Source organism: Candidatus Spongiihabitans sp., assembly GCF_965237845.1.
Taxonomy (GTDB): Bacteria; Pseudomonadota; Gammaproteobacteria; order Arenicellales; family Poriferihabitantaceae; genus Spongiihabitans.
Genome location: NZ_OZ250154.1, coordinates 768,600 through 793,641, shown reverse-complemented (window position 1 = coordinate 793,641; position 25,042 = coordinate 768,600). Strand labels below are relative to the sequence as shown.

Here is a 25,042-nt window from a genome sequence, read left to right as displayed (position 1 = left end):
CCAAGGTGCAAATTTCACAAATTGGGATGCGGATGAAAAAATCAAATATAAAGATTGATACTATTTCTCACAGTGGATGGGAAAGCTACTATAAAGAACAAAATGGTATGAGAGCATGGAACGGCGTTCCAGACGAATATCTTTTAGAGAATTTAGTGATATTTTGCCCGCGCCAGGGGCTAGCGTTATTGATATTGCTTCTGGAGACGGGAGAAACACGACTCCTTTCTTAGGCAAAAATTACAATGTTGTATCAACAGATTTGTCACCAACGGCACTAACCTCTTTTAGAGATAGGTGTGCCGAAGAGGGTGCAGGAACTCCGATTTTGGTGGCAGGTGATTTTATGTCGCTGGAGTTTACTGAAGGTCAATTTCAATGTGCGATATGTTTTAATGGTATTCCACACTTTCCATCCATTTCCCAAGCCTTAGAAAAGATATATATATTATTAGCTAAAGGCGGCGGTGCCATTGAACATGTCAGTCATATCCGCCACATTGCCCACATCCCAGCTGCCGATGTTCTGGTTAAAGGCGGCGGCGCCATTGAACATGCCTGCCATATTCGTCACATTGCCCACATACCAGCCGCCGATGTCCTGGTTGAAGGCGGCGGCGCCACCGAACATGTATACCATATTCGTCGCCTTGCCCACATCCCAGCCGCCGATGTCCTGGTTGAAGGCGCTGGCGTCAAAGAACATGTATGACATATTCGTCACATTGCCCACATACCAGCCGCCGATGTCCCGGTTAAAGGCGGCGACGCCATGGAACATGCCTGCCATATCCGTCACATTGCCAACATCCCAGGTTCCGATGGCGCCGTTAAAGACGCGGGCATCTCGGAACATATCACGCATAGTGCCAACAGCAGAAAGATTTGGCGCATCCGTCGCGCTCATCCGCATATTTTCGGCGCCATCAAATGCGTTTTCCATGCTGCTCCATTGCGCGCCGCCCCATTGTTTTACATCTATCAGTTTCTCTTTATCCTCGCCACGATTTAAGTTAAAGCGGGTAATGGTGTTTGAGGCGGCGATGTCGTAGTCGCCGGCGGCGGCGTAGGTATGGTTGACAGCACCGGTAACGATGTCAATCGCGCTGCCGTCCCCCCAGTCGATGGCGTAGGCGCCTTCGCCGGGGAAGGTGATGGCATCGTTCGCCGTGGCGCGCCAGGTGGTGATAAAGGCAGTCGTCGTATCAATAGCACGGGTGACGACGGTGACATCCACCATTACCGCGTTAGCGGCGCCGAAGTCCACACCGCTTGCGCCAATGCGCACTTTATAGAGGCCGTTTGCGGTGCCGGCTTTAGCGCTTAATGCTGCGCCGGTTAGGGTGAATTTATTATTACCGCTATCCCCGACTCCTGCAGCCAGTGCATAGACGGGGTCTTGGCCGGTTAAAACGCTGTTCTGCGCAGCGAGATTGAGCACGACAAGATTATCAGCGCCGTCATAGTCAGTGTTTCGAGTTCCAACAATATACCAGCGACCGAGGTTTTGGCTAAAGGCGTCGGCGCCATTGAACATGTTTGCCATCTCCGTCACATTGCCCACATTCCAGCCGCCGATGTCCTGGTTAAATACTTTGGCGGCGGCGAACATGCCGTTCATATCCGTCACCTTGTCCACCTTCCAGCCGCTGATGTCCTGGTTAAAGGCGTCAGCGCCATTGAACATGAGGCGCATAGTCGTCACATTGCTCACATCCCAGCCGCTGATGTCGCCGTTAAAGGCTTTGGCAAAAAAGAACATGCCGTTCATATCCGTCACATTGCCCACATTCCAGCGGCTGATGTCCCGGTTAAAAGCGGCGACGTCAAAGAACATGAACCTCATATTCGTCACATTGCCAACATCCCAGGTTCCGATGGCGCTGTTAAAGGCGGCGGCGCCACTGAACATGCCTGCCATATTCGTCACACCTCCAACATCCCAGTCGCTGATGGACTCCCCCATAAAGGCGGCGGCGCCACGGAACATTTCACTCATAGTGCCAACAGCAGAAAGATTTGGCGCATCCGTCGCGCTCATCCGCATATTAGCGGCGCCATGAAATGCGTTTTCCATGCTGCTCCACTGCGCGCCGCCCCATTGTTTTACATCAATGAGTTTCTCTTTATCCGCGCCATTATTTAAGTTAAAGCGGGTAATGGGGCTTGAGGCGGTGATGTCGTAGTCGCCGGCGGCGGCGTAGGTATGGTCGATATAGCCGGTAGCGATGTCAATCGCGCTGCCGTCCCCCCAGTCAATGGCGTAGGCGCCTTCGCCGGGGAAGGTGATGGCGTCGTTCGCCGTGGCGCGCCAGGTGGTGATAAAGGCAGTCGTCGTATCAATAGCACGGGCGACGACCAGGGTGTAGGTCCGCTCCGTCGTGGTATCTTCGGCGGTGACCACGACCTTGATTTCAGTCTCGCCCACCGCCAGACTGATGGCACCGCTGGCCGCGCCGCTGACGACGCTGGCGGTATAGCTAATGGTGTCTGAGGCAAAGGCCGGGGACAGGATGTCGCCGGCGGATAGCATCAGGCCGCTCAAGGCCGCATCGGCGGCGGCACCGACGGTGACATCCACCATTACCGCGTTAGCGGCGCCGAAGTTCACACCGCTTGCGCCAATGCGAACACTGTAGTCGCCAGCTGCGGTGCCGGCTTTAGCGCTTAATGCTGCGTCGGTTAGGGTGAATTTATTATTACCGCTATCCCCGTCTCCTGCAGCCAGTGCATAGACCGGGATTTCGCTGGTTAAAATGTTGTTCTGCGCAGCGAGCCTGAGCACGACAAAATCAGTAGCGCCATCATAGTCAGGGTTTAGAGTTTCAACAATATACCAGCGACCGAGGTTTTGGCTAAAGGCGGCGGCGCCATTGAACATGTCAGTCATATCCGCCACATTGCCCACATCCCAGCCGCCGATGTCCTGGTTAAAGGCGGCGGCACGATAGAACATGCCTCCCATATCCTCCACATTGCCAACATCCCAGTCGCCGATGTCCTGGTTAAAGGCGGCGGCGCCATCGAACATGGCTGCCATATTCGTCGCCTTGCCCACATCCCAGCCGCCGATGTCCTGGTTGAAGGCGGCGGCGTCAATGAAGATGTATGACATATTCGTCACCTTGCCCACATCCCAGCCGCCGATGTCCCGGTTAAAGGCGGCGGCGCCATTGAACATGCCTGCCATATCCGTCACATTGCCAACATCCCAGGTTCCGATGGCGCCGTTAAAGACGCGGGCATCTCGGAACATGTCACGCATAGTGCCAACAGCAGAAAGATTTGGCGCATCCGTCGCGCTCATCCGCATATTAACGGCGCCATCAAATGCGTTTTCCATGCTGCTCCACTGCGCGCCGCCCCATTGTTTTACATCAATGAGTTTCTCTTTATCCGCGCCATTATTTAAGTTAAAGCGGGTAATGGCGCTTGAGGCCGCGATGTCGTAGTCGCCGGCGGCGGCGTAGGTGTGGTTGACAGCGCCAGTGGCGGTGTCAATGCTGCCGTCTCCCCAGTCGATGGTGTAGGCGCCTTCGCCGGGGAAGGTGATGGCGTCGTTCGCCGTGGCGCGCCAGGTGGTGATAAAGGCAGTCGTATCAACAGCGCGGGTGACGGCGACGGTGTAGGTCCGCTCCGTCGTGGTATCTTCGGCGGTGACCACGACCTTGATTTCAGTCTCGCCCACCGCCAGACTGATGGCACCGCTGGCCGCGCCGCTGACGACGGCCGCGCCATTCACCGTGACGCTGGCGTTGGCGTCATTGAGCGTCGGCGTGACCGTGATGCTGTCCACCGCATTGCCGACGCTGGCGGTATAGCTAATGGTGTCTGAGGCAAAGGCCGGGGACAGGATGTCGCCGGCGGATAGCATCAGGCCGCTCAAGGCCGCATCGGCGGCGGCACCGACGGTGACATCCACCATTACCGCGTTAGCGGCGCCGAAGTTCACACCGCTTGCGCCAATGCGAACACTGTAGTCGCCAGCTGCGGTGCCGGCTTTAGCGCTTAATGCTGCGTCGGTTAGGGTGAATTTATTATTACCGCTATCCCCGTCTCCTGCAGCCAGTGCATAGACCGGGATTTCGCTGGTTAAAATGTTGTTCTGCGCAGCGAGCCTGAGCACGACAAAATCAGTGGCGCCATCATAGTCAGGGTTTAGAGTTTCAACAATATACCAGCGACCGAGGTTTTGGCTAAAGGCGTCGGCGCCATTGAACATGAACCTCATATCCGTCACATTGCCCACATTCCAGCCGCCGATGTCCTGGTTAAAGGCGGCGGCGCCATAGAACATTACCCACATAACCTCCACATTGCCAACATCCCAGCCGCTGATGTCGCCGTTAAAGGCGACGGCGCTATAGAACATGCCTTCCATATACTCCACATTGCCCACATCCCAGCCGCCGATATCACCGTTAAAGACGCGGGCCTCTTGGAACATGCCACCCATAGTGCCAACAGCAGAAAGATCTGGCGCATCCGTTGCGCTCATCCGCATATTTTCGGCGCCATTAAATGCGTTTTCCATGCTGCTCCACTGCGCGCCGCCCCATTGTTTTATATCTATCAGTTTCTCTTTATCCGCGCCATTATTTAAGTGAAAGCGGGTAATGGCGCTTGAGGCGGTGATGTCGTAGTCGCCGGCGGCGGCGTAGGTATGGTTGGCTGCGCCGGTGGCGGTTTCAATCGCGCTGCCGTCCCCCCAATCAATGGTGTAGGCGCCTTCGCCGGGGAAGGTGATGGCGTCGTTCGCCGTTGTTGTGCGCCAGGTGGTGATAAACTCTGCCTGTGCCTGTGCGGCCAGGCCGAGCAGGAGGACGCCGCCCAGCAACGCAACTAGGCGCCGGCAGGCTTGGGTCAGATTTGAACGCAACACTGGCCGCGCCCGGGCAGGGGGGGACCGCCCAGCAACGCAACCAGGCGCTGGCAGGCTTGGGTCAGATTTGAACGCAACACTGGCCGCGCCCGGGCAGGGCGCGCTGGCTGTACGCTGGATGTGGGGGGGGGGGGTAGCCTGTTTGCGTTGCTATATTTAGACCGCCGCATGGCCAATGATGGGCGTTGCCCTTCAGAACCCTGCGTCGGTTGCACTTTGTTTCAGGCTGGATATACAGCTGAATATACACGGTTACGACCCGGTTGGTTTCATTGTTGCCCCTGCAATGTTTTGTTGTGCATCATTAATAGCGAAGGTTTTTGCCTTTCGCCGATTGTCCATACATGGTACAAGTATATCATTGTGCATTTTCACTTTCAAGCATTGTGTATAAGCTCAGATACCTTTGGCACTCCGATGCAGAAGGAGAGTCATGCAACATCAGCATATCGGATACCGAACAAAGGCTTTTATCGGGTAGCTGCTTTAGGGCAGCTTTGGGAGATGACTTCCAAACATGCTCAACAACGCCTTAAAATCCTCGGTTTCTTCAGCGGATTATGGCGCAGCCGCGACCAGTGATGCCTTTGATGTCAGCCGCACAACCCGGTATCGCTGGAAACAGTGCGCCAAGCCAGCGGCGACCCGGCCGCCCTGACTGCCAAATCCTGCGCCGAGCGCTTCAACCGCACCATCCAAGAGCAGTTGGTCGATTATCACGAGGATCAACTATTCCATGACCTGACCGACTTTAACCTTGCGCGGCTAAAGCCGCACTTCCGGCAATTACTGTTCCGTGACCTGAACGGCTTTAACCTTGCGCGGCTAAAGCCGCACTTCCGGCAATTACTGTTCCATGACCTGAACGGCTTTAACCTTGCGCGGATAAAGCCGCACTTCCGGCAATTACTGTTCCATGACCTGACCGGCTTTAACCTTGCGCGGCTAAAGCCGCACTTCCGGCAATTACTGTTCCATGACCTGAACGGCTTTAACCTTGCGCGGATAAAGCCGCACTTCCGGCAATTACTGTTCCATGACCTGAACGGCTTTAACCTTGCGCGGCTAAAGCCGCACTTCCGGCAATGACTATTCCGTGACCTGAACGGCTTTAACCTTGCGCGGCTAAAGCCGCACTTCCGGCAATTACTGTTCCATGACCTGCCCAGATTTAACCTTGCGCGGATAAAGCCGCACTTCCGGCAATGACTGTTCCGTGACCTGAACGGCTTTAACCTTGCGCGGCCAAAGCCGCACTTCCGGCAATGACTGTTCCGTGACCTGACCGGCTTTAACCTTGCGCGGCTAAAGCCGCACTTCCGGCAATTACTGTTCCATGACCTGAACGGCTTTAACCTTGCGCGGCTAAAGCCGCACTTCCGGCAATTACTGTTCCGTGACCTGACCGGCTTTAACCTTGCGCGGATAAAGGGGGTGGGCTTATACAGCCGTTTGTTTCGTTGGAAATTGTTCCATAAAATCGAAGACGCTAAATGGTTTCGACTTTGTGCTTGATCTTTGGTTTCATTGAATTCTCAAGTTGTTGTAGAATAGTATGCAACGCATATCATAGACTGAACACATACACATAATTCCCTTTAATTGGAGATACAAGATGACAAAAAACAGACAATTTCTGGCGGCGACCCTGGTGGCTGCAACCCTCGCCAGTGTGCCCGCAACCGGCTTTGCGGATAGCGTTAAAATTGGTTTTGTGACCACATTAACCACGCCTGCAAGTGTTATTGGCGAAGATATGCAAAACGCTGTCAACCTTGCGGTGGAACACCTTGGCGGCAAAATGGCCGGGCAGAATATCGAAGTCATTTTTGAAGACGATGGATTTAAACCGGAAATAGGCAAACAGAAAACTGACAAGTTGGTTAAAAAAGATGATGTCGATTTCGTCGCCGGTTTTATCTGGTCCCACGTTTTGCTGGCCTCTAGTAAAACAGTGCTTGATTCGGGTAAGTTTTTGATCAGCTCAAATGCCGGTCCTCCGCTGTTGGCGGGGGCCGGTTGTCATGCTAATTTCTTTTCTACTTCATGGCAGAATGACCAGACCCCTATGGCCATGGGTGAGGTGCTTAATACTCAGGGGGTGAAATCTTTATACGTCATGGCGCCGAACTATGCGGCTGGAAAAGATATGGTTGCCGGGGTCGAACGAACTTTCAAGGGAAAGATAGTGGGCCAGGATCTGACCAAGTGGGGGAAGGACAAACAGTTGGATTTTTCAGCTGAATTAGCCAAAGCCAAAGCATCCGGCGCCGATGGTTTGTTTATTTTCTACCCTGGAAGCGCTGGCGGTGCATTCATCAAACAATATCAACAGGCTGGATTGAGAGATTCTTTGCCGTTGTATAGTGTCTTTACGGTGGACTCCCTCTCTTTGCCTAAATTCCAGGCAGCTAATATTGAAGGGGTTATGGGTTCGAGCAGCACGATGTTCTGGGCGCCTGATCTTGACAACCCCGCCAACCACAAATTTGTTAGTGCCTTTAAAGCCAAACATGGCAGCTATCCTTCGTTTTACGCGGCCCAATCCTATGACACAATAATGTTGATTAACAGTGCGTTGCAAGCCACGGGTGGTAATCTGGATGATCAGGATGCGTTGCGTGCGGCTATGGAAAAAGCCGATTATGACTCCGTCCGTGGTCGATATTCTTACGGCAACAACCATCTACCGGTGCAAAATTTCTACCTTCGCAAAGTGGTGGTGGATGCCGACGGCAACTGGACCACCAGTATTGTCAGCATCATTTATGAAAACCATCAGGACACATATGCGAGTGAGTGTGCACTTTAGGGGCTTGTTTTAATCAATAAACCGGACACAGATCGCAGGGAAATTTCGTGCGGTCTGTGCCTAAGCATATATTTTTTGGGCATGTATTTTTTGTAACTGGCGACTAATGGACTGGCATCTGCTAATTTCCCAAATGCTCAATGGTTTGCAACTTGGATTGTTGTTATTCTTGCTGGCTGCCGGGTTGACGCTGATTTTTGGAATCATGGATTTCATTAATCTTTCGCATGGCTCTTTTTATATGATCGGCGCTTTTTTTTGCGCCAGCCTGATGGCGATAACCGGATCATTGATTTTCTCTATTGTGTTTGCAGTGATTGGGGTTTTTGTCGTTGGCGCCCTGGTTGAGCGGTTCATCGCCAGAAGACTCTACAAAAATGATCATCTCGATCATGTGTTGGTTACCTTTGGGCTGATTCTGGTATTCGATACCCTGGCGCATATGATTTGGGGTTCGGCCGGGGGTGTCATACCACTCCCCGATGCCCTTAATGGTCAGCTTGAATTTGGCGGTTTCGTTATTCCCACCTATCGGTTGCTCATCATTGCCGCTGGATTGATGGTGGCGGTTGGACTGTATTTTCTAGTCGCCCGCTCGCGCCTTGGCATGTTGATACGGGCCGGCGCCTCGAATCGCACCATGGTCAGTGCATTGGGTATCAACATTGACCGTTTATATTTCGTTGTTTTTGCAATCGGCGCTGCTTTGGCCGGATTTGCCGGCATGCTGATTGCGCCGATTACCGAGGCCAGCATCGGTATGGGCAATGAAATTATAATCGTTGCATTTGTGGTGGTCATCGTCGGCGGTCTTGGCTCTATTAAAGGCGCCTTTTACAGTGCCATTTTAATTGGATTTATCGACACCCTCGGCCGTTCGTATCTTGATGATCTGCTTAAGTTGTTCGTCTCCAATCAATCCGCGGAAACCGCTGCGCCCGCATTATCCGCGATGATGATTTACCTGTTAATGGCGGTGGTTTTGGTATTCAAGCCGCAAGGATTATTTCCGCCTGGCGGGTTGAACAAATAATGTTCAGCCGTTTCAAATTCATCGCCGCCCGGGTGTATCTTGGCTTTGCATTACTGTTATTCATTGTACCGATTGTCACTGCGCTTACCGGCCAGGATTTTTATCTTGACCTGTTAACTCGTGTTTTAATACTGGCAATCGCGGCATTGAGCCTGAATTTAATGGTTGGTTTCGGCGGTATAATCAGTCTCGGCCATGCTGCATTCATTGGCATTGGCGCTTACTGTGTGGGTATTCCAGCTTACTACGACATCCACAATGGATTCGTCCATCTTGGGCTCGCGATTGTATGCAGCGCCGTATTTGCGTTAATTACCGGCGCAATATGCCTGCGTACCCGCGGCCTGTATTTTATTATGATTACGCTGGCGTTTGCGCAGATGCTGTATTTCACCTTTGTCAGCCTGGATGAATACGGTGCGGATGACGGTTTAGTGATCTATCAACGCAGCGAGTTTTCAGGTCTGCTGAACATAGAAAACGCGGTCACCCTGTATTACACCGTTCTGGCGGTATTGCTGATCTTTTTTGGGTTGCTGCATCGTTTAGTACAAGCCCGTTATGGCCGCGTGATTATTGGCAGCAAGCACAACGAACAACGCATGCAGGCGCTTGGCTATAATACCTATAAATACAAACTGGTTTGTTATGTGATTTCAGGCACCATGGCCGGGGTTGCCGGTTTTTTTCTGGGTAATTTCACCAATTATATTAGTCCGGAGATGATGGATTGGACGCATTCCAGCGAGTTGTTGTTCATGATTGTTATCGGCGGGACGGGTGGGTTGTTCAGCCCGATTATCGGCGCCGCTGTGTTTCTTTTGCTTGAGGAATTTCTGTCGGGAATTACCGTTTTTTGGCATTTGATATTTGGTTTAATACTGATCGCCCTGGTGTTATTTGGCAAGGGTGGTTTGCATGGATTACTGTTGCGGTGGCAGGACAAACACCATAAATCTCATCCATATGGCCAGCGCGACGAAAAAATGGCGAACGGCGCTGGCCCATGATCCTGCAAGTACAAAACCTGAATAAATCATTTGGTGGCATTAGCGCATCATCAGACCTTAATCTTGAAGTTGCCAAGGGACAGGTTCACGCCATTGTGGGGCCAAACGGTGCCGGTAAAACCACGCTGATTGCACAGCTTTCCGGGGTTCTGAAACCCGATAGCGGAAACATAATATTTAATGGCAAAAATATAACCAAAGCCAGCGCATACCGACGGGCGCATATCGGCTTGGCGCGATCGTTTCAAATAACCAGTGTTATTTTACCCATGACCGTGCTTGAAAATGTGATGCTCGCCGTGCAGTCGTTATCCGGTCACTCATTTCGGTTTTGGTCGCCGGCTTCCCAGGAAAGCCACAGCCGTGAACAAGCGCAACAATATTTAATCGATGTCGGCCTTGGGCAACGTGCCGGTGCGCTGGCCGGTGAAATAGCCCATGGCGAGCAGCGACAATTGGAAATTGCCATGGCCCTGGCGTTAACGCCGCAGTTGCTGCTGCTGGATGAACCGACTGCGGGAATGAGTAAGGACGAATCCGGAAATATAATTAAGTTGTTGAATAAACTTAAAGGTCAAATCACAATTTTGCTGATCGAACACGATATGGATGCGGTATTTGCGTTAGCAGACACGACTTCTGTTTTGGTTGATGGACACATTATTGCCACCGGCAACACCGAACAAATTCGACAAAACCCGGAAGTGCAGAGAGCCTATCTCGGAGATTCGCCGGCATGACGTTGGCGGTGAAAAATATTGACACGTTTTACCGCAGTGGCCAGGTCTTGTTTGGTCTTAGTCTGGAAATCAATCGCGGCAGTGTGACTACCTTGCTCGGCAGAAACGGCATGGGCAAAACCACAACCGTCAATTCCATTATTGGGAACATTCCGTGCAGCGGCGGTGGAATATATTACAACAATGAAAAAATTGATGGGTTGCGGTCCTTTCAAATTGCACGGAAAGGCATTGGCCTGGTGCCCGAAGGCAGGCAAATCTTTCCGAACCTGAATGTCCGGGAGAATCTGATTGCCACAGCAGCAAATTACAACCCATCGGTGGATCCATGGAGCATGGAAAAGGTATTAGAATTATTTCCGCAACTAAAAGATCGACTGCATAACATGGGTAACCAGCTTTCTGGCGGCGAACAGCAGATGCTGGCGATAGGACGAGGGTTGATGCTAAATCCACAGCTGTTGATACTCGACGAAGCAACCGAAGGCTTAGCCCCGCTTATGCGAAAAGAAATCTGGCGTCAGTTAGAAAAAATCAAACAAACCGGCATTTCAATATTATTGATCGACAAAAACCTCAATGATCTGTACAGAATTGCAGATTATCATTATATTATTGAAAAAGGGCGGGTCGTTTGGCAAGGCGATGCCGAGACCCTGATGTCAATGCCCGATCTAAAAGCAAGGTATCTGGGCATTTGAACGCAACAAAAATTTTGTTCTAACAAACTATGTCGGCACTCTTTTAAGTTATTTTCACGATTATAGATTTGCGTCAACGCGTCGATCTTTTCAGGCATACTCTGGAAAATCGCTGGAAAAATAAAATTGTGGCGTGAAGCAACGCAGTTTTATTTTTCCGAGTCAACGTGTTTGTTATGCAACATTAACGACAGTTCTAAATTTTGGCAGTTTCAACATCCTCAAAATTGCTTCCTAATCACTATCGATGGTGTTTGTAAAACCACATAAAGCCCCAGTGCATCGACGCCGTTGAAAGTGGCATTGCCTTCTAGCGCATTATTCCGCATTGTCATCTTTCTTCATAAGAGAGACCTTTGCATAATTACCGGAAGTGCGGCTTTAGCCGCGCAAGATGATTGCCGATGGCGGGACTAAAGTCCCACTTCCGATAGTATTTTGAATTATGCAAAGGTCTCATAAGAAAATATTTTGATCCGGTTCCGAATTACCGGAAGTGCGGCTTTAGCCGCGCAAGATGATTGCCGATGGCGAGACTAAAGTCCCACTTCCGATAGTATTTTGATCCGGTTCCGACAAATTCAAAAGACAAATCTTGCTCGACAGAAAAACCATGCGCTGGAGGAACGCTGCCCAACTATGTTGAAAGTGGCATTGCCTTCTAGCGCATTATTCCGCATTGTCATCTTTCTTCATAAGAGAGACCTTTGCATAATTACCGGAAGTGCGGCTTTAGCCGCGCAAGATGATTGCCGATGGCGAGACTAAAGTCCCACTTCCGATAGTATTTTGAATTATGCAAAGGTCTCATAAGAAAATATTTTGATCCGGTTCCGAATTACCGGAAGTGCGGCTTTAGCCGCGCAAGATGATTGCCGATGGCGGGACTAAAGTCCCACTTCCGATAGTATTTTGAATTATGCAAAGGTCTCATAAGAAAATATTTTGATCCGGTTCCGACAAATTCAAAAGACAAATCTTGCTCGACAGAAAAACCATGCGCTGGAGGAACGCTGCCCAACTATGTTGAAAGTGGCATTGCCTTCTAGCGCATTATTCCGCATTGTCGTCTTTCTTCATAAGAGAGACCTTTGCATAATTACCGGAAGTGCGGCTTTAGCCGCGCAAGATGATTGCCGATGGCGAGACTAAAGTCCCACTTCCGATAGTATTTTGAATTATGCAAAGGTCTCATAAGAAAATATTTTGATCCGGTTCCGACAAATTCAAAAGACAAATCTTGCTCGACAGAAAAACCATGCGCTGGAGGAACGCTGCCCAACTATGTTGAAAGTGGCATTGCCTTCTAGCGCATTATTCCGCATTGTCATCTTTCTTCATAAGAGAGACCTTTGCATAATTACCGGAAGTGCGGCTTTAGCCGCGCAAGATGATTGCCGATGGCGGGACTAAAGTCCCACTTCCGATAGTATTTTGAATTATGCAAAGGTCTCATAAGAAAATATTTTGATCCGGTTCCGACAAATTCAAAAGACAAATCTTGCTCGACAGAAAAACCATGCGCTGGAGGAACGCTGCCCAACTATGTTGAAAGTGGCATTGCCTTCTAGCGCATTATTCCGCATTGTCATCTTTCTTCATAAGAGAGACCTTTGCATAATTACCGGAAGTGCGGCTTTAGCCGCGCAAGATGATTGCCGATGGCGAGACTAAAGTCCCACTTCCGATAGTATTTTGATCCGGTTCCGACAAATTCAAAAGACAAATCTTGCTCGACAGAAAAACCATGCGCTGGAGGAACGCTGCCCAACTATGTTGAAAGTGGCATTGCCTTCTAGCGCATTATTCCGCATTGTCGTCTTTCTTCATAAGAGAGACCTTTGCATAATTACCGGAAGTGCGGCTTTAGCCGCGCAAGATGATTGCCGATAGCGGGACTAAAGTCCCACTTCCGATAGTATTTTGAATTATGCAAAGGTCTCATAAGAAAATATTTTGATCCGGTTCCGACAAATTCAAAAGACAAATCTTGCTCGACAGAAAAACCATGCGCTGGAGGAACGCTGCCCAACTATTCCGTTTACCTGGTTGAGTACCGCTGATGATGAAATGGTGGCCTTTACGCTGTCTGCCCGTGAGTTACAAAAACAGGCCGCGATACTTTCTGCCAACCGCTAAATAATTCGGCAATATTCATGAGAAAATCACGCTATGAAAAATTCAGAGCTCTTTGAAAAAGCCAAAAAAGTCATTCCCGGCGGTGTGAATTCGCCGGTCAGGGCATTTAAAGCGGTGGGCGGTGATCCGGTATTTATTAATCGTGGCAAAGACGCGCACTTGATTGCTGAAGATGGAAAAGAATACATTGATTATGTCGGGTCGTGGGGGCCGATGATTCTGGGCCACGCCGATAAAAATGTTATTCAAGCGGTACAAAAGCAATGTGAATCGGGGTTGAGTTTTGGTGCGCCGACGGTCCTTGAAACAGAAATGGCGGAGTTGATTTGCGCGCGCCTGCCCTGGATCAAGAAAGTCCGCATGGTGAATTCGGGCACCGAAGCCACCATGTCTGCAATCAGACTCGCCAGAGGCTTTACCGGTCGAGACAAGATAATCAAATTTGAAGGCTGTTACCATGGGCATGTTGATAGCTTATTGGTAAAAGCAGGATCCGGGGCATTAACATTTGGTGTGCCGACTTCACTCGGGGTTCCGCATTCGATGGCCGAGCATACTTTGATTGCGACGTTTAATGATCTGGATTCAGTGGCCTCGATTTTTACTGAAATCGGAGACCAAATTGCGGCGGTAATCCTCGAACCGGTGGCTGGAAATATGAATTGCGTTGCGCCAGTGGAGGGGTTTTTGCCGGGGTTGCGTTCATTATGCGATCAATTTCAAAGTGTTTTGATAATGGATGAGGTAATGACCGGCTTCCGGGTGGGAGCGCGCGGCGCGCAGGGGCTGTATGGCGTGCACGGGGACTTGACCACGCTGGGGAAAATTATTGGCGGGGGTATGCCGGTAGGGGCTTTTGGCGGGCGCAGGGATATTATGGCGCATCTTGCCCCGCACGGCCGGGTGTATCAAGCAGGCACCTTGTCGGGTAACCCGGTGGCAATGGCGGCTGGTTTAGCAACGCTTAAAGCCATCGAGCAGCCGGACTTTTTTGAAAGATTAAGCGCGCAAACCGAAAAGCTTGTGGCAGGCATTTTAAATGTTGCGACCATTCATGGAATAGCGCTAACCGCGAATCAAGTAGGCGGGATGTTTGGGTTATTCTTTACTCATCAAAAGCCCATCGTTACATTTTCTGAGGTGATGGCCTGTGACCTGGGAAAATTTAATCAGTTTTTCCATGGGATGCTGGACCGAGGAATCTACCTGGCGCCATCCGCCTTTGAAGCCGGATTTGTTTCCTCGGCACACACAGATGAAGACATTGAGAGAACAATCGAAGCGGCACACGCCGTGTTTTCAACCCTTAAATCGTAAACAATGCGGCGACCGGATTCCATTATGCAATTTCCGCGATAGCAAACCTGACGAGTTGGCCCAGTTCAGTCCTTTGCAATTAGAAAATACGGCGCCCAAGTTGGGTATCGCGCCCAAATTTCTGTTTTTCAGTGTTTTAGGAAATATCCGCCTTATCGCCTTTGTCGTTGAGCCAGGATTTTCGATCGGCAGCCCGCTTTTTAGCAAGCAGCATGTCCATCAATGAGTGCGTGCCGTCGCCACGTTTCACTTCGAGTTGCAGCAAACTACGGGTAGAAGGATTCATTGTGGTTTCCCGGAGCTGAAGAGGATTCATTTCGCCGAGCCCCTTGAATCGCTGTATATTGACTTTTCCACGGATTTTTTCGGATTCAATATGTTCGAGAATCGCGTTTTTATCTGATTCGTCCAGCGCATAGTAAACCTTTTTGGCAACGTCGATCCGAAACAGTGGCGGCATAGCGATACATACTCTGCCGGCTTCTACTAACGCTGGAAAATGGCGCAGGAAAAGCGCGCACAGCAAGGCAGCAATATGGGCGCCGTCAGAATCCGCATCGGCTAAAATACAAATTCGGCCGTACCGAAGTCCTGATAAATCATCGAATCCCGGATCGACGCCTAATGCGACCGCAATGTCATGCACTTCTTGAGAGGCCAGAACCTCGGTGGATATCACTTCCCAAGTATTAAGAATCTTTCCCCGCAACGGCATCACTGCTTGAAATATCCGGTCGCGAGCTTGTTTTGCCGACCCGCCGGCCGAATCACCCTCCACTAAAAATAATTCGGTCATTTCCAGATCATCGCTGGTGCAATCCGCGAGTTTTCCGGGCAACGCCGGACCGCTGGTAATTTTTTTGCGTTGCACCCGTTTGCCGGCCCGCAATCGACGCTGGGCATTGTCGATGGCAATTTGGGCAATTTTTTCAGCATCGCTAAAATGCTGATTCAGCCACAGCCCAAAAGCGTCCCTCACCGCTGCCTGGACCATGGGTGTTGTTTCCCGCGAGGATAATCTGTCTTTGGTTTGACCACTGAACTGGGGTTCATTGATACGAGTAGAGAGGATATAGGTACAGTTCACCCAGATGTCTTCCGGGGTTAATTTCACGCCGCGCGGCAGCATACCGCGAAATTCGCAGAACGCCCGGATCGCTTCGGTCAATCCGCTTCTGAATCCAGTAACGTGGGTGCCGCCCTGAACCGTGGGCACCAGGTTGACGTAGCTTTCTGTGATGCATTCCCCGCCATCTGTTACCCAGGCAACGGCCCAGTCTAATTCCCCGGCCAATTTTCCGGCCAATTCCCCAGCCAATTTCCCGGCCGGTTCGCCATCGTTACTCCGATACCTTCCAATATATGGCGTTGCCGGAACCAGATCGGCATCCCCTAAATAACCGCAAAGATATTGCTGTAGCCCCTCTTGGTATTGCCAGCTCTCGTTGTTCTGTTCATTATTGTCATCGAGAAAACTGACGTATAAACCCGGACAGAGCACCGCTTTTGCACGCAATACACGTTTCAGCCGGGCAACATGAAACTTGGATGAGTCGAAATACTCGGCATCCGGATGAAAACGAATCGTCGTGCCGGTCACTTTTTTCGCGATTTTTTCGGTAACTTTGAGGTCGGTCTTTTTTTCGCCGTTAGCGAAACTAATATGGTGTTGTTCGCCGTTTCTACGAATCCAGACCTCCAGACGGGTTGATAATGCATTGACCACCGAAACCCCAACGCCGTGCAAACCGCCCGAGTACTGGTAGTGCTTCCCTGAAAATTTACCGCCAGCATGAAGCCGGGTCATGATTAATTCTACGCCGCTAACGCCTTCTTCCCGGTGTATGTCAACCGGCATTCCCCGGCCATTATCTGCAACAGTGACCGAGCCGTCCTGGTGTAACTGTACTTCGATGGAGTCCGCGTGACCGGCAATGGCTTCATCCACACTGTTGTCGATAACCTCATGGGCGAGATGATTTGGCCGCTCGGTGTCAGTGTACATACCCGGTCGTTTGCGAACAGGTTCGATGCCTGTGAGTACTTCGATGGCGGATGCGGTGTAATTACTGCTCATTAAGATGGATGCCATTAAGATAGAGGTGCAATTTTAGTGTGGGATGATAACGCAGATTTATCGCGGGCTAAAAAAATCCGACAAAAAATTCACAATTATTTGTTTTTGCATTGATTAAAAAAATGATATTTCAACGCGCTGATGATTTTCGCCCAGTCCATTACCGCTCCATCAGTACGCCAAATTTGATACTATAGCCGGATTAAATTAACCCCCATTTCTGAACAAAATGCCCCAATCTAAAAACGCTAAAATGCCGGATTTTGAAAAATCCTTGGCAGAACTGGAAAAAATAGTTGAAAGGATGGAACAAGGCGAGCAAACCCTGGATGATACGCTCAAGGATTTTGAGCGTGGTATGGCGTTGTCTGAAAAGTGTCAAAAAAGTCTTGATCAGGCCCAACAAAAAGTGGAAAAACTGGTTAAAAAACACGGCAGCTATAAACTTGAGCCTCTGGAAGATGACCTGGACGGTGACCTGGAAGATGACCTGGACGATGAATAGGGCGGCGGGGATGATGATGTCCATTCGATTGACAATGAGGATGCGCCTATCTCATGTCCTCTTTACAGGAAACGGCACGAGCATAACCGAAACACCAAACCTTAAACAAACAGAATGCTTGTGCCCTTTATGCCCTTATGGTTTGGGTATATCTAATAATATTATGCAAAAGGGTGAAGTTTAGTTGAGTGAGTTTGAATCTGTTTGGGAGAGTTACAGCCAGCGCACGGAAAAAGCACTCCAATCCAGGCTAATCAACCCGCTAAACAAGCAAGCAAAAGCATCCGCACGACTACACCAGGCCATGGAATATGCGTGCCTCGGTGGCGGCAAACGCTTGCGGGCAATGCTGGTGTATGCTTGCGGTGAAGTTGCCGGCGCGGATCTGGAACAATTGGATACCCCCGCCTGCGCTGTAGAAATGGCGCACGCTTACTCTTTAGTCCACGATGATCTGCCGGCAATGGACGATGATGATTTGCGGCGAGGACGCGCTTCCTGCCACATCGCTTTTGATGAGGCCACTGCCGTGTTGGTTGGGGATGCCTTACAGTCGCGTGCTTTCGAAATTTTGGCATCGAATCAAGAGCATGACATTTTGCCAATTCAACGGCTGCATATGGTACAAGAGCTGGCCTTTGCCATTGGCTCATTGGGCATGGCCGGTGGTCAAGCGTTAGACATGGAAGCGACAGGCAAGGCCGTTGAATACCAGGAGCTGGTGCAAATTCATCGACTTAAAACCGGCGCATTGATAAAAGCCGCGGCCACTATGGGCGGATTGACGGCCCAGAGCATTGATTCGGTGTTGTTGGAAAAACTGGCGCAATACGCCTCATCAATCGGGCTGGCCTTTCAAATAGCTGACGATATACTTGACCATACCGCGGATAGCGAGACTTTAGGGAAATCCAGCAGCGCCGATCATAGAATGAATAAAGCAACCTATATTTCATTGCTAGGTGTTGATGCGGCCAGAGCCCAGGCCAATAAAATATCCGGGCAAGCTATCGAATCGATCCAAGGTTTAGGGGATAATGGCCGATTCCTTGAACAACTCGCACAATTCGTCGTAACCCGGAGCCACTGATGAACCAGCAGATGCCAGACGGCAGCACCCGCTATCCCTTATTATTTGGCATTGATGAGCCGAGCCAGTTAAGAGAACTGAATCGAGATCAACTAATCCCGCTTGCGCTTGAGCTCAGAAAGTACTTGATTGAAATTACCGCCCAAACCGGCGGTCATTTGGCCCCGGGGCTCGGCACCATAGAGTTGACCATCGCCCTGCATTACGTTTTCAACACCCCTGAAGATCGTTTGGTATGGGATATTGGTCACCAAGCCTATCCCCATAAAATTTTAACCGGCCGTCGAGATCGTTTCCATACCATTCGTCAATACCAGGGGCTGTCGGGCTTTTTGAAACGCAGCGAAAGTGAATACGACACATTTGGCGCCGGACATGCGAGCACCTCCATCAGCGCGGCCCTGGGAATGGCGGTGGCGGCCGGGCAAGCGGGCATCGAGCGTGAAGTCGTCGCGATTATTGGCGACGGTGCGCTGACTGGCGGAATGGCGTTCGAAGCATTGAACAACGCCGGCGATCTTGATGCCAACTTGCTGGTTATTTTAAATGACAACGAAATGTCCATTTCGCCGAATGTCGGCGCCATTTCAAATTACCTCGCCAGAATTCTTTCTGGTCATGCTTATTCAACGGTGCGCGAAGGCAGCAAGACGGTTTTGAGCACATTGCCGCCGCCGATCAAAAACTATGCCCGACGCTGGGAAGAGCATTTAAAGGGCATGGTGATGCCGAGCACTTTGTTCGAGGAGCTCGGGTTTTATTACATCGGCCCCATTGATGGACACAATCTTCAGACTGCGGTGACCACGCTGAAAAATATGCGGAAAATGAAGGGCCCTCGATTTTTGCATGTAGTCACGCAGAAGGGAAAAGGATTTGAACCGGCTGAGGGAGATCCCTGCGTGTTTCATGGGGTCACGCCATTTAATCCTGATACCGGGAAAATGGAAAAAAAGAAAAAGGGCCGAACTTATACCGACGTATTTAGCGACTGGTTGTGCGACATGGCAGCACAGGATAAAAAACTCATCGGTATTACGCCGGCCATGCGGGAAGGTTCTGGTCTGGTTGGTTTTTCTCATAAATTCCCGGAGCGATACTTCGATGTCGGTATCGCCGAGCAACATTCGTTAACCTTTGCCGCAGGGCTGGCATGCGAAGGATTAAAGCCTGTAGTGGCAATTTATTCCACGTTTTTACAGCGCGCTTACGATCAATTGATTCACGATATCGCACTCCAGAATCTGGATGTTTTATTTGCCATTGATCGCGCCGGGCTGGTCGGCGCCGATGGCGCTACCCACGCCGGCGCCTACGACTATTCCTTTCTCCGATGCATTCCCGGCATGGTGGTTATGGCCCCTGCAGACGAGGCCGAATGTCGCAACATGCTCTATACCGGTTATCAACACGTTGGACCGGCCTCGGTGCGCTACCCGCGCGGCGGCGGCGGACCCGGGGTGGCGGAAAAAACCAGGATGAGGGCACTCACTATTGGTAAGGCGGAAGTTCGTCGAACAACTGAAGGAAAAATAAAACCGGTCGCAATTTTGGCCTTTGGGACGATGCTGACACCCGCCGTTGAGGTCGGTGACGCGCTTGATGCTACGGTCGTGAACATGCGCTTTGTTAAACCGTTGGATGAACCATTGATTTTGACCTTGGCAGACGCCTGCTCATTGCTGGTAACGGTCGAGGAGAATGTCGTGATGGGAGGCGCCGGATCTGCGGTGAACGAATGCCTGGCGAAAAATAATCGCCAGGTCGCTATTTTGAATTTAGGCATTCCCGATAAACACCTTGATCAGGGCAGCCAACAGCAACAACTCGCGGCCATCGGTTTGGATGCCGACGGAATTAAACGGCAGATTCTTTCCAGGTTGGCTATCATGTCGGAGCCGCAACAACAGGTTAAAACACAACAGGCTAAAACACAGTGGCCTAAAACAATTACCGCAGTCAGTTGATATTCCCCGAAAATTTTGCTGGGTTCAGCTAACGTTAATACGGAGCGAATAACATGAATAGCCTCTCTACAATTATATTTCTTGGTGGCCGCGTAGTGTTGGCGTCGATAATTGGGTTAACTGTACAAATAATCATGCTGGTCACAATACCCGATCACTTGCTTACCATACATGAAGGAATGAAGACAATGGCTTCCAGGATATTTGATACATTGAATGTGCAATCCCAATATCCCGTCGCTTACAATTTGACCGGTGGAGACAACATTATTGTCCATACATTTTTCGTGCTGGTTGCCTACGTTGGCATCTTGATTTTGTTGTTGCTTTTTAAATCGAGTAAACCTGCTCGCAGCAAAGATCAGGCATACTGATTAAATTACAAACACTTAGATTATGCATCTGATAAAATGTTATCAAACAATCATCGTTAATATAACACTTCAGATATGACCAATCCTGCTACCGAATCTGGATTTTTCGATAACCCGATTATTGAGGCTAAAAACATTCATTTCTCATTCAATGAGCGCAACGTATATAGCGGTTTAAATCTAACTATTCCTCGCCGAAAGGTAACGGTAATAATGGGTCCCAGTGGTTGTGGAAAATCCACGTTTTTGAGTTTGTTGGGCGGGAGATTGCAGGCAGACTCGGGTGAATTAATATTCGACGATGCCCCGGTTCCTGCGAGCAACCGCCCGGCATTATTTAAAATGCGTCGAAAAATGGGTATGCTGTTTCAAAATAGTGCGCTGTTGACCGATTTAAGCGTATTCGACAATGTCGCGTTTCCATTCAGAGAGCAAACCGACTTACCCGAAGAGTTGATTCGGATACTGGTGATAATGAAACTGGAAATGGTCGGTTTGCGTGGCGCTCGGGATTTAATGCCGTCTGAACTTTCGGGAGGGATGGTGCGACGGGTTTCTCTCGCCAGAGCGATCGCCCTTGACCCTGCATTAATTATGTATGATGAACCTTTTGTGGGTCTTGATCCAATTTCCAAGGGGGTGATTATGCATTTGATTCGCCAGCTGAATGAGGCGATGGGGATCACCTCAGTCGTGGTCACTCACGATGTTGCGGAAGGGTGCAGTATTGCCGACTATATTTATTTGCTGGATGACGGAGTGGTTGCGGGTCAGGGTACTGCGGAGCAGATGACTAATAGCCAGCAACCGGGAATCAAGCAATTTATGAATGGGTTGCCCGATGGACCGGTGGGCTACCACTATCCGGCCAATGATTATTTGGCGGATCTACATACACGGATATTATGATGAATAAGACACGATGAATCTAATTGCCAGTCTTGGGCAATGGGGAATAAGCTTTGTGTCCCGACTTGGGGCCGCAGTCATGTTTTTACTGTCGGCTATGCGTGGTGCGTTGCATAGCTTGCCCAAAGGCTCGTTGATTATTCAACAGCTTTACGCCATTGGCGTATTAACCATGTTGATCATTCTGTTTTCCGGATTATTCGTCGGCATGGTGTTGGGTTTGCAGGGCTATTATCAATTAGTCGCTTTTAGTGCAGAATCCAGTTTGGGCTTGGTGGTGGCATTATTTCTGGTTCGGGAACTTGGTCCAGTACTGGCGGCGTTATTGTTTGCTGGAAGGGCCGGTTCGGCATTGACCGCTGAAATTGGGCTGATGAAAGCCACCGAGCAGCTAGCGGCGATGGAAATGATGGCAGTCGATCCCATGATTCGTGTCATTGGGCCGCGATTTGTCGCTGGCCTGATTGCCATGCCGTTGCTGGCGGCTATGCTGAGCGCGATTGGCGTAGTGGGCGGCTATCTTATTGGGCATGGTCAATTTGGCCTGGATGCCGGGGTGTATTGGTCTTCAATGCAGAACGGCGTTGATTTGATCGATGATATATTGAACGGGATAATCAAAAGCCTGGTTTTTGGTTTTATTGTGGTTTGGGTGGCATTGTTTGAAGGTTACCATGCGGTGCCTACTGCGGAGGGCGTAAGTCGGGCGACTACCCGAACTGTTGTGACTTCATCGTTAGCCATTTTAGGCGGTGATTATGTTTTGACTGCACTAATGTTTGGAGGTTTTTAACCATGCAAAGAAAAAGCATTGAGATATGGGTTGGTGTTTTCATGCTCGTTGGCATTGCCGCGATAGTGATGTTGGCGGTGCAAGTGAGCGCCGCGGGAACCGGTGCAAATAAATCCTATCGGCTGGAAGCCAGATTTGACAACATCGGTGGACTAAACGTAAAAGCGCCGGTGATGATTGGCGGTGTCAGAGTGGGCCGGGTCGGCGGTATCTGGATTGACAAAGAAGATTATGTGGCGGTAGTCGGGCTGGATATCGACCAACAATACGATACTCTGGCGGTGGATACCGGCGCATCCATTCTCACATCAGGCTTGCTTGGCGCGCAATTTGTCGGGCTGTCGCCGGGATTTTCCGATATTTACCTTGAGCAAGGAGATACATTGGAATTAACGCAATCAGCGATACAACTTGAATCCTTGATTAGTCAATTCATGTTTAGCCAAGGACAAGACCAGGCAAAAAACCCGGAAAAAAACCCGGCAAAAAACAATGCCAAAGAGCAGTAGAGACAGGAAAAATTAATGAACAAAAAACACTCGTTTCAAATCCAGCATTTATTGGCTGTATTCGCCATTTCTTTAACGCTGTTTGCCACACCGCAAGCTCATGCAAACGATGATCCCGCAATCATCGTGGAAAAAACGGTTAACGCGTTGCTTGAGGAATTTTCTAAAAAACGAGATCAATTGGAGGGCAATAACCGAGATTTATTTGAGTTGGTAAATCGGATAGCGAGTCCGCTATTTGACTTCGACTATATCTCCAAGTTGGTTTTGGCGAAGAGTTGGAAGAAAGCCAACGCGCGACAACGCCAGGCGTTTGCTGATGAATTCAAAAGATTGCTCATCGTGACCTACGCCACCGCCTTGTTTCAATACACCGGCAATGAAACCGTCGAGTTTGGCGAATCAGACGTTAAGGAGAAAAAAGGGGTGAGATTTGGAACGGTAAACACCGCGGTCAGCATCGGCGAACAGGGGTCAATACCCGTGGTTTATTCCCTTATTCAGGATAACCGCCGGGATGACCGTCACCAATGGAAAATCTATAACTTGACGGTCGGCAGTTTGAATATGGTGCTTAATTATCGTGCGGTCATTCAATCGCTCATACACCGTGAAGGGTTGGATGGAATGATTGCTGGCATGAAGGAAAATAACGATAAAAATTACTAGCCATGAACAATAATATGGGGGTCGCTCCTGCGCATCCTGCGCCCGCGACATACATGCCGTCCATGGCAATAACAATCACCACGCTCGGCACAGATATTCGTTTGGCTGGAAAACTGACTACCGAATCAGTCGCCCGGGTTTTTATGAATACCCCTGAATTTACCGAGCCTGCGTATCGGGTGGATTTGCAGGAAATCGATGAAATTGACAGCGCCGGGTTGGCGTTGCTGGTGTATTGGCAAACCTGTGCGAAAGCATCGGCATCCACATTAAATTTTACTAATCCTCCGAAAAAATTATTGGATATCGCCGAGATTGGTGGTTTAACCCGACTGTTTCAGACCTGAGATTTTGCCCATGGAAAGGCTTGTTTTAATGGCGCATCGACCCCAAGTTGTCCTAATTAGATTTATCACTCGAACTTAATTATATTGATATTGGCAATGATCGCACCCCAAGATATACAAAACTGGATTTCCCTGGGTTTGGAAAACAGTGAAGTTACCGTTGATGGAGACGGGCAGCATTTTGAAGCAATCATCATATGCCCGGACTTTGAAGGAAAATCGCTGATTCAACGTCATAAAATGGTGTACAGTGCGTTGGGAGATAAAATGAAATCCGAAATTCATGCCTTGTCGATGAAAACACTGACGCCGGCCGAATTATAATTTCAGGATTGCTTTCGGGATATAATGACCACCGTATAAAATAGACTATTTTTTAGAGGCTCCTACTATGTCAATTCAGGAACAATTAAAAGAGATCATTGATAACAATGAAATCGTGCTCTTTATGAAAGGAAATCCCGATTTTCCCCAATGCGGATTTTCTGGTCGCACCACTCAGATTCTCCAGTCCTACGATGTCAGGTTTGCATCGATAGATGTGCTCGCTGACGATGCGGTACGCGCAGGCATCAAAGAATACTCAAACTGGCCTACTGTTCCCCAGCTTTATGTTCGTGGCGAATTTGTCGGTGGCTGCGATATTGTCACCCAGTTGTATGAAAGCGGTGAGCTGGAACAAATATTGAAACCTGAAAAATAAAATTTCAGCAGACAACTTTAGATGGACAGGCGACTCCTTTATAGAATTCGCCTGCCCTATCGTCAGGAATGACCATGATTAAAACCGCTGGCCAACTCATCTCAGAAGCGCAAACACAGATATCTTGTCTCAATGTGGCATCCGCCAAATCACTATACGATGAAACCGAGAATGTCGTAATCATTGATGTTCGAGAGGCCGGCAGCGCCGCTCAATCCAAACTGACCGACTCCGCAAATATATCGCGCGGATTGATCGAAATGAAAGTTCCATCACTTTGCCCTGACCCTGAAACGGTAATTTTAACCCACTGCGGCGGCGGCGGACGCGCATCACTCGCCGCCCTGACCCTGAATCAAATGGGTTACACCCACGTACACGCCATCACCGCAAAATTTGAGGATATAAAGAAAGTTTTTGGGTAACGAAGTCCGTTGCAGGATTCGGATTTCGATTGCGAACCAC

Annotated in this window: 24 protein-coding genes and 1 pseudogene; 23 read left to right on the top strand and 2 right to left on the bottom strand. The window is 49.7% G+C overall.

From position 1 onward, the window contains the following. The first annotated feature begins 32 nt into the window (after window positions 1-32). Window positions 33-233: a hypothetical protein gene (locus tag ACPXXB_RS03940; RefSeq protein ID WP_423911229.1), complete on the top strand. Its 201-nt coding sequence runs from the start codon at window positions 33-35 to the stop codon at window positions 231-233. Next, window positions 164-415, top strand: a pseudogene (locus ACPXXB_RS03935) (class I SAM-dependent methyltransferase); the annotation flags it as partial. The gene ACPXXB_RS03940 and the pseudogene ACPXXB_RS03935, both read left to right, overlap by 70 nt. 36 nt (window positions 416-451) lie before the next feature. On the opposite strand, the gene ACPXXB_RS03930 reads toward ACPXXB_RS03935, so the two are convergent. Continuing rightward, complete coding sequence (locus tag ACPXXB_RS03930; protein ID WP_423909595.1) at window positions 452-4,882, bottom strand: BspA family leucine-rich repeat surface protein; 4,431 nt, start codon at window positions 4,880-4,882, stop codon at window positions 452-454. A 517-nt stretch (window positions 4,883-5,399) separates the two neighbouring features. On the opposite strand from ACPXXB_RS03930, the gene ACPXXB_RS03925 reads away from it, so the two are divergent. From ACPXXB_RS03925 to hemL, 9 genes are all read left to right on the top strand, one after another. Further along, window positions 5,400-5,540: a hypothetical protein gene (locus tag ACPXXB_RS03925; protein ID WP_423909593.1), complete on the top strand. Its 141-nt coding sequence runs from the start codon at window positions 5,400-5,402 to the stop codon at window positions 5,538-5,540. Next, window positions 5,507-5,971, top strand: coding sequence for a hypothetical protein (locus ACPXXB_RS03920; RefSeq protein WP_423909590.1), 465 nt, complete (start codon window positions 5,507-5,509; stop codon window positions 5,969-5,971). Before ACPXXB_RS03925 ends, ACPXXB_RS03920 begins: the two co-directional genes overlap by 34 nt. Window positions 5,972-6,497: 526 nt before the next feature. Then, on the top strand, window positions 6,498-7,694 hold the full coding sequence (locus ACPXXB_RS03915) for an ABC transporter substrate-binding protein (protein WP_423909587.1): 1,197 nt from the start codon (window positions 6,498-6,500) through the stop codon (window positions 7,692-7,694). 106 nt (window positions 7,695-7,800) lie between these two features. After that, on the top strand, window positions 7,801-8,727 hold the full coding sequence (locus tag ACPXXB_RS03910; protein WP_423909584.1) for a branched-chain amino acid ABC transporter permease: 927 nt from the start codon (window positions 7,801-7,803) through the stop codon (window positions 8,725-8,727). Then, window positions 8,727-9,737: a branched-chain amino acid ABC transporter permease gene (locus ACPXXB_RS03905; protein ID WP_423909581.1), complete on the top strand. Its 1,011-nt coding sequence runs from the start codon at window positions 8,727-8,729 to the stop codon at window positions 9,735-9,737. The genes ACPXXB_RS03910 and ACPXXB_RS03905 overlap by 1 nt, the downstream gene beginning before the upstream one ends. Beyond that, window positions 9,734-10,477, top strand: a complete 744-nt coding sequence (locus ACPXXB_RS03900) for an ABC transporter ATP-binding protein (RefSeq protein ID WP_423909578.1) — start codon at window positions 9,734-9,736, stop codon at window positions 10,475-10,477. Before ACPXXB_RS03905 ends, ACPXXB_RS03900 begins: the two co-directional genes overlap by 4 nt. Then, window positions 10,474-11,178, top strand: coding sequence for an ABC transporter ATP-binding protein (locus tag ACPXXB_RS03895; RefSeq protein WP_423909576.1), 705 nt, complete (start codon window positions 10,474-10,476; stop codon window positions 11,176-11,178). The genes ACPXXB_RS03900 and ACPXXB_RS03895 overlap by 4 nt, the downstream gene beginning before the upstream one ends. A 1,956-nt stretch (window positions 11,179-13,134) precedes the next feature. Then, the gene (locus ACPXXB_RS03890) at window positions 13,135-13,317 is read left to right on the top strand and encodes a hypothetical protein (RefSeq protein ID WP_423909575.1); all 183 of its coding nucleotides are present in this window, start codon (window positions 13,135-13,137) and stop codon (window positions 13,315-13,317) included. A gap of 33 nt (window positions 13,318-13,350) precedes the next feature. After that, on the top strand, window positions 13,351-14,634 hold the full coding sequence (gene hemL / locus ACPXXB_RS03885) for a glutamate-1-semialdehyde 2,1-aminomutase (protein WP_423909574.1): 1,284 nt from the start codon (window positions 13,351-13,353) through the stop codon (window positions 14,632-14,634). 136 nt (window positions 14,635-14,770) lie between these two features. Here hemL and parE read toward each other — a convergent pair whose 3' ends face one another. After that, window positions 14,771-16,711: a DNA topoisomerase IV subunit B gene (gene parE, locus ACPXXB_RS03880; RefSeq protein WP_423910936.1), complete on the bottom strand. Its 1,941-nt coding sequence runs from the start codon at window positions 16,709-16,711 to the stop codon at window positions 14,771-14,773. Between the two features lie 229 nt (window positions 16,712-16,940). Here parE and ACPXXB_RS03875 point away from each other — a divergent pair, with 229 nt between their 5' ends. The 12 genes from ACPXXB_RS03875 to ACPXXB_RS03820 all read left to right on the top strand — a co-directional run bounded on the left by ACPXXB_RS03875 (window position 16,941) and on the right by ACPXXB_RS03820 (window position 25,002). After that, complete coding sequence (locus ACPXXB_RS03875; RefSeq protein WP_423909573.1) at window positions 16,941-17,216, top strand: exodeoxyribonuclease VII small subunit; 276 nt, start codon at window positions 16,941-16,943, stop codon at window positions 17,214-17,216. Between the two features lie 184 nt (window positions 17,217-17,400). Continuing rightward, a complete protein-coding gene (locus ACPXXB_RS03870) occupies window positions 17,401-18,306 on the top strand; it encodes a polyprenyl synthetase family protein (RefSeq protein WP_423909571.1) in 906 nt (301 codons plus the stop codon). Continuing rightward, window positions 18,306-20,273, top strand: a complete 1,968-nt coding sequence (gene dxs, locus ACPXXB_RS03865; protein WP_423909570.1) for a 1-deoxy-D-xylulose-5-phosphate synthase — start codon at window positions 18,306-18,308, stop codon at window positions 20,271-20,273. The genes ACPXXB_RS03870 and dxs overlap by 1 nt, the downstream gene beginning before the upstream one ends. Window positions 20,274-20,326: 53 nt before the next feature. Further along, a complete protein-coding gene (locus tag ACPXXB_RS03860) occupies window positions 20,327-20,647 on the top strand; it encodes a hypothetical protein (protein ID WP_423909568.1) in 321 nt (106 codons plus the stop codon). A 75-nt stretch (window positions 20,648-20,722) separates the two neighbouring features. Then, window positions 20,723-21,556, top strand: coding sequence for an ABC transporter ATP-binding protein (locus tag ACPXXB_RS03855; protein ID WP_423909566.1), 834 nt, complete (start codon window positions 20,723-20,725; stop codon window positions 21,554-21,556). A 13-nt stretch (window positions 21,557-21,569) separates the two neighbouring features. Then, the gene (mlaE, locus tag ACPXXB_RS03850) at window positions 21,570-22,349 is read left to right on the top strand and encodes a lipid asymmetry maintenance ABC transporter permease subunit MlaE (protein ID WP_423909564.1); all 780 of its coding nucleotides are present in this window, start codon (window positions 21,570-21,572) and stop codon (window positions 22,347-22,349) included. A gap of 2 nt (window positions 22,350-22,351) precedes the next feature. Continuing rightward, window positions 22,352-22,858 carry an outer membrane lipid asymmetry maintenance protein MlaD gene (mlaD, locus tag ACPXXB_RS03845; RefSeq protein ID WP_423909562.1) on the top strand — a complete coding sequence of 169 codons (507 nt, stop codon included), beginning with the start codon at window positions 22,352-22,354 and terminating at the stop codon, window positions 22,856-22,858. A 15-nt stretch (window positions 22,859-22,873) separates the two neighbouring features. Further along, window positions 22,874-23,527: an MlaC/ttg2D family ABC transporter substrate-binding protein gene (locus ACPXXB_RS03840; RefSeq protein ID WP_423909559.1), complete on the top strand. Its 654-nt coding sequence runs from the start codon at window positions 22,874-22,876 to the stop codon at window positions 23,525-23,527. Window positions 23,528-23,529: 2 nt separating this feature from the next. Then, window positions 23,530-23,874 (top strand): STAS domain-containing protein, encoded by a 345-nt coding sequence (locus tag ACPXXB_RS03835; protein ID WP_423909557.1) that lies wholly within the window; start codon window positions 23,530-23,532, stop codon window positions 23,872-23,874. A gap of 96 nt (window positions 23,875-23,970) precedes the next feature. After that, window positions 23,971-24,198, top strand: coding sequence for a BolA family protein (locus ACPXXB_RS03830; RefSeq protein WP_423909554.1), 228 nt, complete (start codon window positions 23,971-23,973; stop codon window positions 24,196-24,198). Window positions 24,199-24,265: 67 nt separating this feature from the next. After that, the gene (grxD, locus tag ACPXXB_RS03825; RefSeq protein WP_423909551.1) at window positions 24,266-24,577 is read left to right on the top strand and encodes a Grx4 family monothiol glutaredoxin; all 312 of its coding nucleotides are present in this window, start codon (window positions 24,266-24,268) and stop codon (window positions 24,575-24,577) included. A gap of 74 nt (window positions 24,578-24,651) precedes the next feature. Continuing rightward, window positions 24,652-25,002: a rhodanese-like domain-containing protein gene (locus ACPXXB_RS03820; RefSeq protein ID WP_423909549.1), complete on the top strand. Its 351-nt coding sequence runs from the start codon at window positions 24,652-24,654 to the stop codon at window positions 25,000-25,002. Window positions 25,003-25,042: the final 40 nt, after the last annotated feature.

Excerpts from the sequence above, each read along its gene's own strand:
- ACPXXB_RS03915 (WP_423909587.1), top strand. The coding sequence starts at position 6,498 with ATGACAAAAAACAGACAATTTCTGGCGGCGACCCTGGTGGCTGCAACC.
- parE (WP_423910936.1), bottom strand. The coding sequence starts at position 16,711 with ATGAGCAGTAATTACACCGCATCCGCCATCGAAGTACTCACAGGCATC.
- dxs (WP_423909570.1), top strand. The coding sequence starts at position 18,306 with ATGAACCAGCAGATGCCAGACGGCAGCACCCGCTATCCCTTATTATTT.
- ACPXXB_RS03905 (WP_423909581.1), top strand. The coding sequence starts at position 8,727 with ATGTTCAGCCGTTTCAAATTCATCGCCGCCCGGGTGTATCTTGGCTTT.
- hemL (WP_423909574.1), top strand. The coding sequence starts at position 13,351 with ATGAAAAATTCAGAGCTCTTTGAAAAAGCCAAAAAAGTCATTCCCGGC.
- ACPXXB_RS03835 (WP_423909557.1), top strand. The coding sequence starts at position 23,530 with ATGAACAATAATATGGGGGTCGCTCCTGCGCATCCTGCGCCCGCGACA.
- ACPXXB_RS03820 (WP_423909549.1), top strand. The coding sequence starts at position 24,652 with ATGATTAAAACCGCTGGCCAACTCATCTCAGAAGCGCAAACACAGATA.
- ACPXXB_RS03840 (WP_423909559.1), top strand. The coding sequence starts at position 22,874 with ATGAACAAAAAACACTCGTTTCAAATCCAGCATTTATTGGCTGTATTC.
- ACPXXB_RS03925 (WP_423909593.1), top strand. The coding sequence starts at position 5,400 with ATGCTCAACAACGCCTTAAAATCCTCGGTTTCTTCAGCGGATTATGGC.
- mlaE (WP_423909564.1), top strand. The coding sequence starts at position 21,570 with ATGAATCTAATTGCCAGTCTTGGGCAATGGGGAATAAGCTTTGTGTCC.
- ACPXXB_RS03910 (WP_423909584.1), top strand. The coding sequence starts at position 7,801 with ATGGACTGGCATCTGCTAATTTCCCAAATGCTCAATGGTTTGCAACTT.
- mlaD (WP_423909562.1), top strand. The coding sequence starts at position 22,352 with ATGCAAAGAAAAAGCATTGAGATATGGGTTGGTGTTTTCATGCTCGTT.
- ACPXXB_RS03900 (WP_423909578.1), top strand. The coding sequence starts at position 9,734 with ATGATCCTGCAAGTACAAAACCTGAATAAATCATTTGGTGGCATTAGC.
- ACPXXB_RS03895 (WP_423909576.1), top strand. The coding sequence starts at position 10,474 with ATGACGTTGGCGGTGAAAAATATTGACACGTTTTACCGCAGTGGCCAG.
- ACPXXB_RS03940 (WP_423911229.1), top strand. The coding sequence starts at position 33 with ATGAAAAAATCAAATATAAAGATTGATACTATTTCTCACAGTGGATGG.
- ACPXXB_RS03830 (WP_423909554.1), top strand. The coding sequence starts at position 23,971 with ATGATCGCACCCCAAGATATACAAAACTGGATTTCCCTGGGTTTGGAA.
- grxD (WP_423909551.1), top strand. The coding sequence starts at position 24,266 with ATGTCAATTCAGGAACAATTAAAAGAGATCATTGATAACAATGAAATC.
- ACPXXB_RS03875 (WP_423909573.1), top strand. The coding sequence starts at position 16,941 with ATGCCCCAATCTAAAAACGCTAAAATGCCGGATTTTGAAAAATCCTTG.
- ACPXXB_RS03855 (WP_423909566.1), top strand. The coding sequence starts at position 20,723 with ATGACCAATCCTGCTACCGAATCTGGATTTTTCGATAACCCGATTATT.
- ACPXXB_RS03860 (WP_423909568.1), top strand. The coding sequence starts at position 20,327 with ATGAATAGCCTCTCTACAATTATATTTCTTGGTGGCCGCGTAGTGTTG.